A 13,067-nucleotide genomic window follows, 5' to 3' on the forward strand; every position below is an offset into this window, starting at 1 on the left:
GAGGTTCGATGAGCGAGACGGCCGAGAACATGGTGCTGGTGATCAACTCCGGCTCCTCGTCCATCAAATATCAACTGCTGGATCCCGATTCGGGTGTGGTCGCGGCCTCCGGCATGGTCGAGCGGATCGGTGAGGACGAGGGCGGGCTCGAGCATCGCGCCGACGGCGAGACCACCGAGCGCCGCGAGCCGATCGCCGACCACGCCGCCGGGTTGCGGCTGGTCTTCGACACCTTCGCCGCGACGGGCCATGATCTGGTACGCGAGGGCGTGCGGGCGGTCGGACACCGGGTGGTGCACGGCGGCGAGGTGTTCTACCGGCCCACCCTGATCGACGACGACGTGGTGGCCTCGATCTCCGAACTCGCCGCGCTGGCGCCGCTGCACAATCCGGCCAACGTCGCCGGGATCGAGAGCGCGCGGGCGCTGTTGCCGGGAGTGCCGCAGGTCGCCGTGTTCGACACGGCGTTCTTCCACGGCTTGCCCGCCGCCGCCAAGACCTACGCCATCGACGCCAAGGTGGCCGCCGCGCACGGCATCCGGAAGTACGGCTTCCACGGCACCTCGCACGAATACGTGTCCGGCCGCGCGGCCGAGCTGCTCGGCCGCGAACCCGCCGAGCTGAACCAGATCGTCTTCCATCTCGGCAACGGCGCGTCGGCGTCGGCCATCCGGGGCGGTCGGCCGGTCGACACCAGCATGGGCCTCACCCCGCTGGAAGGGCTGGTGATGGGTACCAGGTCCGGCGACCTCGATCCCGGCATCGTCGCGCATCTGGCGCGGTCGGCACACCTGGACATCGACCAGATCGACGCCCTGCTCAACCGGGATTCCGGCATCAAGGGCCTGTCCGGCGTGAACGATTTCCGCGAACTGCGGCGCCTCATCGCGAGCGGGGACGAGGCCGCGCGGCTGGCCTACGACGTGTACATCCATCGGCTGCAGCGTTACCTCGGGGCGTATCTGATCGAACTCGGCGGGGTCGACGCGATCACCTTCACCGCCGGAGTCGGGGAGAACAGTCCGCAGGTGCGCGCCGACGCCCTGGCCGGGCTCAGCCGGTTCGGCATCGAAGTCGATCCGGTCGCCAACACCGCGGAAAGCCGTGCCGCGCGACTCATCTCCCCGTCCGGCGCGCCGGTCGCGGTGCTCGTGGTGCCGACCAACGAGGAGCTGGCCATCGCCCGCGCCGCACGGCAACTGGTCGAGCGGCGCGACTAGATCCAGGTCTTCGCGCGAATAGCGTTCGCCAGGTCGACGAGCGCGTAGCGATGCTTGCGATCGGGCGCTCCGCGGGCCAGCGAGCGCAGCCCCGCCTCGGTGCCGGTACGCAGTTCGCGTTCGGTGAACGGCGCGCCGAACAGTGTGGCATCGGGACGTTTCGGCGTGTTGCCCGCTTGCAACCAGGCCAAGGCCGCACCGAGCACCAGCACCCGCATCTGCACCGCCCGGCTCTCACCCGTGGGCAGGCTCAGCACCCGGGACGCCGAGATGTGCAGGGTCGCCTCGTCGAGATCGGCCACCGCCGCGGCCGTGAGCAGGAACAGCACGGCGGTCATCCGCGCGGTGGTGAAATGCCGCGACGCGGCGGGCACGGCGTCCAGCGCCCGCACGGCCTCGTCCACCCTGCCGTCCGCGGCCAGCTGCCTGGCCAGCCCGAAGGCAGCGCTCACCACGGTGCGGTCGGTGCGCCACACGGTCTCGTACGCCTTCTCGGCGTACGCGCGCCATTGCTCGGGATCCGGCGAATCCCAATGCTGGAGGATGAGTTCGGCCGTGGCGGCGAGGGCGAGCTGAGGAGCCAGCTCGCCGGGGACCACACGGAGGACCTCGTCGAAATTCGAGAAGGCGCGCTCGTACTCCCCATCGAGCAACTCGGCCATACCGCGATACCAGCGCACCCGCCACTCCCGCTCGGGCAACCGCGCGAGCAGGTCCACGACGGTGGCCGACTCCCGCAGATCGAGCCGCACACGCGCCTCGGCCAGGGTGAGTTCCAGATCGAGCGTCTCCGGGGCGTTGCCGGGATCGGCCTCGGCTCGTTCGCGGACGGTGCGCAGCGCCTCCAGCGCGTGGTCCGGCTCGGGATGCACCGCGGCCGAGAGCAGGGATGCGGACGGATCGGCCGGATCGAGCAGCGGGATCGGCAACCCGGCCACCACGTCGCGGGCGTCGAGCATGCTGCTGCGCGGACGGCCGTCGGTGTAGGCGTCGGTCTGGCTGATCAGCTCCTCGGTGCCGAAACTGGTCCGCGGCGGCGCGAAGACGGTGGACAACTGCGGGTGCTCGGTGTCGGTCTCGAGCGCGAGGATCTCCCGCAGCACGCCGGACAGCTGCGCGGACATCACACGGGCGGAGGGGAAGCGCCGCCGCGGGTCCGGGTCGGTGGCACACAGCAGCAGTCGATGGAAGAACTCGTAGCGCGCCAGCACCGGCTCGTCGGCGGGATCGGGGAGCCCGTCGAGGTAGCGTCCGTGCTCCGAAGGCATGCGCAGGGTCAGCACGGCCAGCGTGCGCCCCACGGTGTAGATGTCGGAGGCGACGGTCGGGCCGGTTCGCGCGACCTCCGGCGCCTGGAAACCCCGGGTGCCATAGAGGTTTCCGTATGCCTCGATGGTGGCGACGGCGCCGAGGTCGATCAGTTTGACCTGGTCCTCGGTGACCATGACGTTGTCGGGCTTCAGATCGTTGTAGGTCAGGCCGGTCGAGTGCAGGTACTCGAGCGCGGGCAGGATCTCCAGCAGATAGGCGATCGCCTCGGCGACCGGCATGCGCTTCGGGCGTTCGTAGGAGTCGAGGATGTCGCGCAGCGACCGGCCGCCCACGTACTCCATGACGATGTAGCCGACCGGTGTGCCGTCGGGGCCGGTGTGCTCGACGAAGTTGTAGATCTTGACGATGCTCGGGTGCGCCACCTCGGCCAGGAATTGGCGTTCGGCCATGGCCACCGCCTGCGCCTCGCCGTCACCGCTGTGCAGCAGGCCCTTCAGCACGACCCAGCGATCGCTGACATTGCGGTCGATCGCCAGGTAGATCCAGCCGAGTCCGCCGTGGGCGATGCAGCCCTGCACCTCGTACTGCCCCGCCACCATGTCGCCCGCGTGCAGCGTGGGGCGGAAGTCGAAGGGCGCCTCGCAGGTCGCGCACATGCCCGCCGTGGTCGCGGGCCGGGTCGCCGTCGCCCGGCCGACCGGTTTGCCGCAGCGCCAGCAGAATCGCCTGCCCTCGGAGACCACCGCGTCGGTGAGGACGGCGTCGCGGGGATCGGCGGGCGTCACTGTCGGGATCGGCACCAGTCCCGCGCCGAGCCGCCGCACCGCCGGACGGGTGCGCGCGCTGCGCACGCTGCGTCCGGAGGTGCGCAGCGGCGACGACGTGGGTTCGGATGCGGTGCGGCGCGTTTCGCCGGGTCCCGCCGCCGCGGTCAACGGCTGGTCGCCCGCCTTTTCCGTGCCGGGGATCTCCTCCGGCGCGAACGCCGGGGGCTTCTCCGGTCCGGAGTCGCGCATCCACGCGACAGTGCCCGACGGCGTGTCCGGATGGTCGACCTGTATCCGGGTCGAGTCGGAGTCTTGTTCGGCCGCTGTCTGTTCCGTCGTGCCCGACGGCGTGTCCGGACGGTTGACCTGCATGCGGGTCGAGTCGGAGTCTTGCTCCGCCGCTGGCTGCGCCGATTTCGCGGGCGACACTTGTTGCCCGGCGCCCGCGGTCCGTGTCGGTGCGGCGGACTGGTCTTCACCGGTGCTGCCCGGGTCCTCGCCAGAGGCGGCTCGTGCGGTTTCTCGAGCGACCGATGGATCCTGCGCCGCAGCTGGCGGGTCCGCGTCTTCGGCGCGGTGCCAGGCGACCGTGCCCGGCGAGACAGCGGCCACAGGCGATTCCGGATCGATCGAGCCCACCCGCTTACCGGTTGCCGGCGAGTGAGCGTCCAGGTGTCGTGTCCCCGCGTGGTCTCCGCGCGGCGGTTTCGCCGCCGCGCCCGGATGACGCCCGGCCGCTCCGGTGCACCCGTCCTCGAACACCTCGGCCGGGCCGGGCCGCCCCGGGGCGGTTTCGTCCGGGTCGGGCTCGGGGGCGGGCCGTGTGCTCATCGGCCGGTCAATCCTGATAGGTAGGGGCGGGCGGGGCGGGAACGGGACCGAGGACGGTGAGATATTTCTGGTACAGCCCGACCCACGTGCCGTCGTTACGGACGCGTTCCAGGGTGCCGTTGACGAATCGCACCAGATCGTCGTTGCCTTTGGTGATGCCGATGCCGTACGGCTCTTCGCTGATACTGCCGCCGACCAGCTCGGTGTACGGGTCCTGCGCGGCCAGGCCCGCGAGGACGGCGTCGTCGGTGCTCACCGCGTCCACCTGGCGCTGTTGCAGGACGACCAGGCAATCGGCCCAGCTCGGTACGGTGAGGATGGTCGCGGCCGGTTGGTCGCGGCGCATGTGCTCCAGCGACGTGGTGCCGGAGACGATGCACACCCGTCGGCCCGCCAGATCGGCCAGACTCCGGATCCCGGAGTTCTTCACCGCGAGCACCCGCTGGTTGGCGTGCAGGTAGACGGTGGAGAACGCGACCTTCTCGCGCCGCTCACAGTTGATCGTCATGGTTTTGGCGACCAGGTCCACGGTGCGGTTCTGCAACGCGGTCTCGCGCTCGGCGGAGCCGAGACTGCGGAATTCGATCAGATCCGGGCTGCCGAGCAGGTCGCGGGCCACCTCCCTGGCGATGTCGGCGTCGAAACCGACGATGGCGCCGGAGATCGGGTCACGGTAGCTGAACAGATTGCTGCCGGTGTCCAGGCCGACGAGCAGCCTGCCGCGCGCCCTGATCGCATCGATCGTCGGTCCGCGCGCGCCCGCCCCCGCGCCGCTCGGGCGCAGACTGGCGGTCGGGTCTCCGCATCGCGGTGTGCCCGGCGGCGGCGGGACCGGGGAATCGGTCAGCACCGGAACGGCTCTGGCGGGAAACGGGGAATCGGTGTACTTCGGCGTCTTGGTCGACACCGGCGCGCTGGAATCGCTCGCACAGCCGCCCGTCAGCGCGGCCACGAGGACGGCGGCCACCAGAATGCCGCGGGCGGATCTCATCGGTACTCCCGAAGCCGGGGCCATATGCCCAGTCCGACATAGCCTGCCGCCAGGACGCCGAGCACCATCGCTCCCGCGCCCAAGAAGTCCAGGACGCGTGCGGCCTGGGAGATCTCGTCGCGCAGCGTGTTCCTGGTCGCGGCGATACCTTGCTCGAGCGAACGGTCCAGCGCCTCCACCTGCACGGTGGCGTCGGCGGAGCCTGGACCGGTCGCCACCACGGCCGCGCTGTTGAAATCGCCCTTGGCCAGGGCGTCGTTCATCCGCTGATGCGCCACCCGCCAGCGCGCCAGCGCCGGAACGGCGTTGCGCACCTCGCCCGCCGCGGGCGCGGAGCCGGGATAGTTGCCGATCAGATCGGCCAGCCGTTCGATGTCCGCGTCGTAGGTGCGGTCGTAGTCGCCGGTCGCGTCCCGGCGCACCAGCTTCAACGTCTCCGCGGCGCGCGCCTGCTGCGCCAGGATCCGGCTCTCGGTCAGACGCGAGGAAGGTACCGCGCCGTCGTCGCGGGCGCTGATCATCGACGCCGCCGACACCGAACCCGCGATCACCGTCCACGCCAGCAGGATCAGCATGGCCACCGACGCGAGCAGCAGGCCGGGATTGAGCACCCGCCGCCAGCGTCGCGCCAGATCCCGCTGTACCCAGACCAGCACGCCGAGGGTGAGGATCAGCAGGCCGATGGCGGCCCACGGCGGGCGCACATGGTTGCGCTGCGCGTCGGTCACCGCTGCCGAGCGATGGTTGTGCAGCTCCTCGGCCATCGGTAGCAGCGTCGTCTGCATCTGGTTGGACGCCTCGCTCAAATACGCGGCGCCGACCGGATATCCGCTGCGATTGTTCGTCCGTGCGGTTTCCACCAGACCTGAGTACACCGGCAGGCCGGTGACTATGCCGGTGCGCAGCCTGGCATCCGGATCGATCGCCGCCCCCGGCCCCGCCCGGTCGGATTGGGTCACCAATTCCGCGGCCGCTTCGCCCAGTGCCTGCGTGTAGCGATCCCGCACCGCCTGCGGCTCCAGCCCGCCCGCGATGAAGGCGGTGCTCGCCGCGGCGTCGGCGATCGACAGCGAGGTGTAGAGCCGATGCGCGGAATCGGCGTCCGGTTCGGTGTCGTAGAGCAGCACGTCCAGGCTCTGCTGCCGGTCACCGACCGTCGCGGCGGTCATCGAACCCGCGGCCAGGCACAACCCGATCAGCAGCAGCCCGAGCGCGATCAGCCGTCCGGGTGAGGAATTGGCGAACGAGCGCAGGTTGGCCAGGTCGAGACGTTCGCGCACCACCGCGACGCTCAGCCCGCCCGGATCGTCCCGACCGGCGGGCTCGGGCACGGACGATGGCCGGAGTTCGGCCGTCGTCGGCTCGGAGCTAGCCATGTCCACCTCCCCAGTTTGGGCCGCGTACGCGGATTTCTCGACGGTTGGACCGAAGATCCGATCGACCCGTGCGTGTTGGTGCGGAGTTTATTGTGGTCGTACGGGAGCCGTTGCGTGTGAAACACCCTCGGTTGGGAGGAAACGATGGTGGGCGCTGCCGCAGCTGGACGAGGATGGGTACGAGATGCGTGGTGACGGTGACGGTTGGTCGCTGGGCCCGGACGGGCTGCGGCACTGGGGTCGCTTCGGGGCCGCCGGCCTGCTCCTGCGCGCTCCGCTGGCCGAGGGCGGTTCGGCCGTGCTGCTGCAACACCGCGCTCCGTGGAGTCATCAAGGCGGCACCTGGGCATTGCCCGGCGGGGCGCGCGACAGCCACGAGACGTCCGTGCACGCGGCGGTCCGCGAGGCTTGGGAGGAGACGGGCATCGACCCCGCCGACGTCCGGGTGCGCGGCGAGCGGGTGACGGCGTCGGCCCTGAGCGGCTGGACCTACACGACGGTCGTCGCCGACGCGGTGATGACGCTGCCGACCACCGGTAATCGCGAAAGCACCGAGTTGGCCTGGGTCCCCGAGGACGAGGTCGACGCCCGCCCGCTGCATCCGGGCTTCGCGGCGTCCTGGCCCACCCTGCGCGCCGCGCCCGCGCGGGTGCTGCTCGCCGAGATCGCGGGCGACCGAGCCGTCGCCGCCGCGCTGCCGCGCACGCTCGACCTCGCCGACCTCGGTTTCGTCTGGCTGCATTCGGATCCGGCCGGGCCTGGCGATTACGCCAGGATCGTCGACGAGCCGGGCGCGCAGCCCGCACCGAGCGGGAACACGGCGGTGGACACCGCCCTGTCGTTCACCCGCGGGCAGCTGCTGTCCTGACCGCGCCGCTCACGCGTTCGCCAGCAGCGCCGTTTTCAGCTCGCGCGCGGCGGCTTCCGGATCGCGCGCTTCGGTGATCGCGCGCACCACCACGACCCGCTTCGCCCCGGCTTCCAGCACTTGCGCGAGGTTCTCGGCGTTGATCCCGCCGATCGCGAACCAGGGCCGGGTGGGATGGGCTTCCGCGGTGGAGCGGATCAGTTCCGGGCCCGCCGCCTGCCTGCCCGGTTTGGTCGGGGTCGCCCAGATCGGTCCGGTGCAGAAGTAATCGATGTGCTCGTCGATCGCGGCGAGCCCGGCCTGCGCGCGATTGTGCGTGGATCGTCCGATCACCACCTCGGGCCCGAGAATCCGGCGCGCGTACCAGGGCGGGAGGTCGCCCTGTCCGAGGTGCAGCACGTCGGCGCTGGAGGCGAGGGCGATGTCGGCGCGATCGTTCACCGCGACCAGCCCGCCGTGCCTGCGCGCGGCGGCTTTCAGTTCGGCCAGCGCGCCGAGTTCGGCCCTGGCCTCGAGCGGACCGAACTTCGCTTCGCCCGGTGATCCCTTGTCTCTGAGCTGGATGATGTCGACTCCGCCTGCGAAAGCGGCCTCGGCGAACTTCGCCAGATCGCCCTTCTCCCGGCGTGCGTCGGTGCAGAGGTACAGCCGCGCGTTCGCCAGACGCTCCCGCGGCGAGGCGGGTCGATTCGGGTGGGAGGGTTGCACGCCTTCGACCGTAGCCGCGCTACCGTGGGGATGCGAAACAGGAGGCAGGTGGATCGGGATGCGGACTCTGGCCGTCGTCGGTGGCGGCGCCATCGGGCTCGCCGTGGCCTGGCGGGCCGCCGAGGCCGGTTGGTCGGTCACGCTGCTCGATCCGGCGGTCGCGACCGGGGCCTCCTGGGTGGCCGGAGGAATGCTCGCACCGCTGTCGGAAGGCTGGCCCGGCGAGGACCGGGTGCTGGAATTCGGCGCGGCGTCGCTGGCCCGCTGGCCCGGCTTCGCCGCCAGGCTCGAAGCCGCGACCGGCGTGTCGGTCTTCGTGGCGGACGAGACCATGACCGTCGCGCTGGACGCGGCCGACGCGGCCGACCTGCGCACCGTGGCCGACTGGGTCGGCAGCCGCGGGCACGAGCTGCGGATGCTGGACCGCGCCGGAGTTCGCGAGCGGGAACCCGGCCTGGCCCGAACGGTGCGCGCCGCGCTGCTCGCGCCCGCCGAACCCGCGATCGACAACCGCAAGCTGCTCGCCGCACTGCGGCGGGCGGCCGAGGCGGCGGGCGTCGTGGTGCGCGCCGAGTCCGTAGACTCGCTGACGGAACTTCCCCACGACCAAGTCGTGCTCGCCGCGGGAGCCGCGTCGGCGGCGTTGTGGCCGGAATTGCCGGTCCGCCCGGTCAAGGGCGAGATCCTGCGCCTGCGGCACCGGCCGGGCGTCGCGCCCGCGCCGCGCCGGGTGATCCGGGCCCGGGTGCACGGGCGGGCGGTATACCTGGTGCCGCGCGCCGAGGGCATTGTCGTCGGCGCCACGCAGTACGAAGCGGGTTTCGACACCGCCGTCACCGTAGCGGGCGTTCGCGATCTGATCGCCGACGCGGAGGCGGTGTTCCCCGGCATCGGCGAATACGAACTCGCCGAGGCAGGCGCCGGTTCCCGGCCGGGTAGCCCGGACAACCTGCCGCTGATCGGCCGGCTCACCGACCGGATCGTGGTGGCCACCGGGCACGGCCGCAACGGCATGCTGACCGTGCCGCTCACCGCGGACGCGGTGGCCGGCCTGCTCGGCGGGGCGGTGCTGCCCGAAGCGGAAGTTGCCGACCCGCAACGCTTTTCGACGACTGTAGGAGGAAGCAGATGACGCTGTCATCCGTCCCCATCGGTGTCACGGTGAACGGCGACGAGCACGAGTTCGCCGAGCCGCTGACCGTACGCGAGCTGCTGGAGCGCCTCGACCTGCCGTGCCGGGGCGTCGCGCTGGCGGTGGACGGCGCGGTGTTCCCCAAGTCGCGCTGGGACGAACCGGTCGGGCGCGGCTGGCAGATCGAGGTGCTGACGGCGGTCCAAGGTGGCTGAGGCCGCGGCGGAATCCGGGAGGGCCGACGCCCCGCTGCGGATCGCGGGCCGCGAGTTCGGTTCCCGCCTGATCATGGGCACCGGCGGCGCGGAGAACCTCGCCGTCCTCGAGGAGGCGCTGATCGCCTCCGGCACCGAGTTGACCACCGTGGCCATGCGGCGCATCGATGCCGCGGGCGGTACGGGCGTGCTCGACCTGCTGAAACGACTGGACATCGCGCCGCTGCCGAACACGGCGGGCTGTCGCACCGCGGCCGAAGCGGTGCTCACCGCGCAGCTGGCGCGCGAGGCGCTGGACACCGACTGGGTGAAGCTCGAGGTGGTCGCCGACGAGCGCACCCTGCTGCCCGACCCGATCGAACTGCTCACCGCCGCCGAACAACTCGTCGACGACGGGTTCGTCGTGCTGCCCTACACCAACGACGACCCGGTGCTGGCCCGCCGCTTGCAGGACGCAGGCTGCGCTGCCGTGATGCCGCTCGGCGCGCCCATCGGCACCGGCCTCGGCATCGGCAACCCGCACAACATCGAGATGATCGTCGCGGACGCCGAGGTCCCGGTCATCCTGGACGCGGGCATCGGCACCGCAAGCGACGCCGCCCTCGCCATGGAACTCGGGTGCTCGGCGGTACTGCTCGCCACGGCCGTGACCAGGGCGAAGCGCCCCGAACTGATGGCAGCGGCGATGGCGGACGCCGTCCGCGCCGGGTATGCCGCCCGGCTGGCCGGGCGCATCCCGAAGCGGTTCTGGGCACAGGCGTCGTCGCCCGCGCTGTGATCGGGTTCGCTCGTGTCGGGGCTGCGGACTTCGGGTGCGCGGCGATGTTGTCCGCCTCGACCGGACGGGGGCGCCCCGCCCCCAGCTGACGGCCGCTGCGGTGGCGGACGTGGCGCCGGTGGATATGCGTCCGGTCGGCCGGGCGCATCCCGAGCGGTTCCGGTGCGGGCGTCGCCATCCCCGGTCCTCGGACACGTGCGGAGGTAGGCCGCACCCCCGCACGGTGTTGTCGCGGCTCAGCCGTTGACGAAGGTGAGGTTCGTCGCGTCGTAGCGCGTCCCCGCGATCTGCTCCGGTGGCGCGGCGGCTTCGATGGCGGCGAGGTCCTCGGGGGACAGCTCGATGGCCAGGGCCGCGAGGTTCTCCTCCAGATAGCGCTGCCGCCGGGTGCCGGGGATCGGCACGACGTCCTCGCCGCGGTGCTGCACCCAGGCCAGCGCGAGCTGGCCCGCCGTGACCCCCTTCGCCGCGGCCAGCTCGGTCAGCTTCGCGACGATCGCGAGGTTCCGGTCGAGGTTGCCCTCGGCGAAACGCGGCTGGCTGCGCCGCACATCGGTCTCCGCCAAACCTTCGACCGAGTTGTAGCGACCGGTCAGGAAACCGCGCCCGAGCGGGGAGAACGGGACAAGGCCGATGCCCAGTTCCCGGCAGACCGGCGCGATCTCCGCTTCCAGATCGCGGGTCCACAGCGACCACTCACTCTGCAACGCGGCGATCGGATGCACGGCGTGCGCGCGCCGGATGGTCTGCGCTCCGGCCTCCGACAGCCCGAGGTGGCGGACCTTCCCCGCCTGTACCAGCTCGGCCATGGCTCCGACGGTCTCCTCGATCGGCACCTGCTGGTCGACCCGGTGCAGGTAGTAGAGGTCGATGTGGTCGACTCCGAGCCTGCGCAGCGACGCCTCGCACGCCTGCCGCACATAGGGGGCGTCGCCGCGGATGTGGGTGGGCTCGCCCAAGCGATTGGCGAAACCGAACTTCGTGGCCAGCACCACCTCGTCACGGCGCTGCGCGATGGCCCGCCCGATCAATTCCTCGTTGTGCCCCGCGCCGTAGAAGTCGGCGGTGTCCAACAAGGTCACGCCGAGGTCGAGGGCGTGGTGCAGCGTCGCGATCGACTGCGCGTCGTCCGCTTCGCCGTAAGCGTGACTCATGCCCATACATCCCAGACCCTGCGCGGAGACTTCGAGTTCGCCGAGCCGCCGAGTGGAAACGTCGATCATGCTGCAACCTCCTGGGTTCGAATCGGTCGCTTCCGACGCTAGGTGTTGGAGCGCACTCCATGTCAACCGCGCGGGCGTAACCCGCGAGTGGCACACGGTGAAGATCCTTCTCGCACTTCGCCGCGACCATGTGCCACTCGCGGGAGTGGTCAGTCGGGGGTTGGGCTGGTGCGTCGGTTGCGGCGGGAGCGGGCGAGGTCGTATGCGGTGCACAGGAGTTCGCGGGTTGGTTCGGCGGTTTGCGTGCCAGGGTTGATGACCGCGAGCCAAGCGGCGGAGCCGTAGACGGGGTGGGGGATCATCGTGTCCGTCGTGCTCGGATCGTGCGGGGACGGTTCGCGGGGGGTATGGCCGGTCCACTGGATGAAGGCCTCTTTGCCTGCGGCGATGTTGACGCGGAAGGTGTTCGGGCGGTCCAAGCGGGATCCCTCGTCGCCGGGATAGTTCTTCGTGACGATTGTCGCGAAGGGCTGGGTCTTCGTCGGCACGACGCCGTCCGGTGCGTAGTAGAAGAACGTATCGCCCCAGCTGATCTCCGGTGATCCGTCGCTGGGGCCGGGACGCAGAACCAGTACTCCCTCGAGGGCGGAGACGAAGTCGATGATCTCGTCGATGGTCATGTGCTCCAGCGTTTCATTAAGGTGCTTATCGCGACTTCGGCCCGGATATCGAGGAGCAATAGCGTGGAAACTCTCAACTCGCGATTGCGAACGGTCGATGTGGCGCGGCGTGCCGGGTACTCGGTGCAGCAGATTCGCAACCTCGAGCGAGACGGTGTGCTGCCGCCTGCGCTGCGCACGGCAGCGGGCTATCGCGAGTACGGGGAGGTACACGTGCGATCCGCGCTGGCATACCGCGCGCTGGCGGCGGGCGTCGGTCCCGTCGAGGCCAAGCGGATCATCCGCACCGCGCACGACCGCCCGATCTCCGAGGGGCTCGCGCTTGTCGACGCGGCGCATGCGCGGCTGCACCGTGAGCGAACGGACCTCGCGCTGGCGAAGCGGGCGGCAGCGGCGATCTCGGCCGAGCCGATCGATGACGTCCGGCCATCGGATTCGATGAGCGTCGCCGAACTCGCCGCCGCGCTGGGCGTACGCCCCTCGACACTGCGGCATTGGGACGCCGAGGGACTCGTGGTCCCCGACCGTGCCGCCACACACCGGACGCGGCGGTACTCACCCGCTCAGGTTCGCGACGCCCGGATCGTCCACCAGCTTCGCAGCGCCGGATACCGCGTCGACACCCTTCGCACCTTGATGCCCGACCTGCCGCGCGGCCACCGATCCGCGGACGTCGAAGCCGCGCTCGCGGCCAGGGACGCGAGCATCACGGCTCGCTCCCACGCCCTCCTCGACGCGGCCGCCGCGCTCACCGCCGTCATCGCGCTCGCGGCCTCCTGATCTCGGCCGCCGGGTTCACGCGAGGGCGCATCGCAACGATCGCTCGAACCTCTCGGAAGGCCGATCGCCCAGGATACGAAACCTGGATCCCCCGGTATCGAGCGTGCTGCGCGATCCGAGCATGATCCCCGATTACGTCGCGCCGCTCCTGCAAGTCGCCGAACTGCTGGGCCGCTGAGGCTTCGGTGCGTCGGGTCGTCACGACGTAAGCGGAAGGACTGAGTTACCCGTCGCCGGCTGTGCTGTCCGGTTCGCTGCTCGTGCCGCACTCACGGAGCCACCGCTC

The 13,067-nt window shown here is 70.9% G+C and carries 12 protein-coding genes; 6 read left to right on the forward strand and 6 right to left on the reverse strand.

Going from position 1 to position 13,067, the window contains the following annotated elements; genetic code table 11:
• Nucleotides 1-8: 8 nt before the first annotated feature.
• A complete protein-coding gene (locus ACZ6DL_RS10375; RefSeq protein WP_466050235.1) occupies nucleotides 9-1,220 on the forward strand; it encodes an acetate kinase in 1,212 nt (403 codons plus the stop codon).
• Here the strand turns inward: ACZ6DL_RS10375 and ACZ6DL_RS10380 are convergent.
• Genes ACZ6DL_RS10380 through ACZ6DL_RS10390 form a run of 3 tightly spaced genes read right to left on the reverse strand, consistent with a single transcriptional unit; the run spans nucleotide 1,217 to nucleotide 6,457 of the window.
• Entirely contained in the window at nucleotides 1,217-4,090 is a 2,874-nt protein-coding gene (locus ACZ6DL_RS10380) for a serine/threonine-protein kinase (RefSeq protein ID WP_466050236.1), read from the reverse strand. The genes ACZ6DL_RS10375 and ACZ6DL_RS10380 overlap by 4 nt on opposite strands.
• Before the next feature lie 7 nt (nucleotides 4,091-4,097).
• Nucleotides 4,098-5,081: a glutamate ABC transporter substrate-binding protein gene (locus ACZ6DL_RS10385; RefSeq protein ID WP_466050237.1), complete on the reverse strand. Its 984-nt coding sequence runs from the start codon at nucleotides 5,079-5,081 to the stop codon at nucleotides 4,098-4,100.
• Nucleotides 5,078-6,457 (reverse strand): hypothetical protein, encoded by a 1,380-nt coding sequence (locus ACZ6DL_RS10390; RefSeq protein ID WP_393232425.1) that lies wholly within the window; start codon nucleotides 6,455-6,457, stop codon nucleotides 5,078-5,080. The genes ACZ6DL_RS10385 and ACZ6DL_RS10390 overlap by 4 nt, the downstream gene beginning before the upstream one ends.
• 184 nt (nucleotides 6,458-6,641) lie before the next feature.
• Here ACZ6DL_RS10390 and ACZ6DL_RS10395 point away from each other — a divergent pair, with 184 nt between their 5' ends.
• On the forward strand, nucleotides 6,642-7,325 hold the full coding sequence (locus ACZ6DL_RS10395; protein ID WP_466050238.1) for an NUDIX hydrolase: 684 nt from the start codon (nucleotides 6,642-6,644) through the stop codon (nucleotides 7,323-7,325).
• Nucleotides 7,326-7,334: 9 nt separating this feature from the next.
• Here the strand turns inward: ACZ6DL_RS10395 and thiE are convergent, their stop codons facing one another.
• A complete protein-coding gene (gene thiE / locus ACZ6DL_RS10400) occupies nucleotides 7,335-8,033 on the reverse strand; it encodes a thiamine phosphate synthase (RefSeq protein WP_466050239.1) in 699 nt (232 codons plus the stop codon).
• A 58-nt stretch (nucleotides 8,034-8,091) separates the two neighbouring features.
• On the opposite strand from thiE, the gene thiO reads away from it, so the two are divergent.
• The 3 genes from thiO to thiG are packed head-to-tail and all read left to right on the forward strand — an operon-like array spanning nucleotide 8,092 to nucleotide 10,158.
• On the forward strand, nucleotides 8,092-9,165 hold the full coding sequence (thiO, locus tag ACZ6DL_RS10405) for a glycine oxidase ThiO (RefSeq protein WP_466050240.1): 1,074 nt from the start codon (nucleotides 8,092-8,094) through the stop codon (nucleotides 9,163-9,165).
• The gene (gene thiS / locus ACZ6DL_RS10410; protein ID WP_040870696.1) at nucleotides 9,162-9,380 is read left to right on the forward strand and encodes a sulfur carrier protein ThiS; all 219 of its coding nucleotides are present in this window, start codon (nucleotides 9,162-9,164) and stop codon (nucleotides 9,378-9,380) included. The genes thiO and thiS overlap by 4 nt, the downstream gene beginning before the upstream one ends.
• On the forward strand, nucleotides 9,373-10,158 hold the full coding sequence (gene thiG, locus ACZ6DL_RS10415) for a thiazole synthase (RefSeq protein WP_466050241.1): 786 nt from the start codon (nucleotides 9,373-9,375) through the stop codon (nucleotides 10,156-10,158). Before thiS ends, thiG begins: the two co-directional genes overlap by 8 nt.
• Before the next feature lie 236 nt (nucleotides 10,159-10,394).
• Here thiG and ACZ6DL_RS10420 read toward each other — a convergent pair whose 3' ends face one another.
• Both ACZ6DL_RS10420 and ACZ6DL_RS10425 read right to left on the reverse strand, forming a co-directional pair.
• Nucleotides 10,395-11,381: an aldo/keto reductase gene (locus tag ACZ6DL_RS10420; RefSeq protein ID WP_466050242.1), complete on the reverse strand. Its 987-nt coding sequence runs from the start codon at nucleotides 11,379-11,381 to the stop codon at nucleotides 10,395-10,397.
• A 149-nt stretch (nucleotides 11,382-11,530) separates the two neighbouring features.
• A complete protein-coding gene (locus tag ACZ6DL_RS10425) occupies nucleotides 11,531-12,001 on the reverse strand; it encodes a DUF6194 family protein (protein WP_466050243.1) in 471 nt (156 codons plus the stop codon).
• A 63-nt stretch (nucleotides 12,002-12,064) separates the two neighbouring features.
• Here ACZ6DL_RS10425 and ACZ6DL_RS10430 point away from each other — a divergent pair, with 63 nt between their 5' ends.
• Entirely contained in the window at nucleotides 12,065-12,781 is a 717-nt protein-coding gene (locus ACZ6DL_RS10430; protein WP_466050244.1) for a MerR family transcriptional regulator, read from the forward strand.
• Nucleotides 12,782-13,067: the final 286 nt, after the last annotated feature.

The sequence above is a fragment of the Nocardia sp. NPDC041819 genome (genome assembly GCF_055590505.1).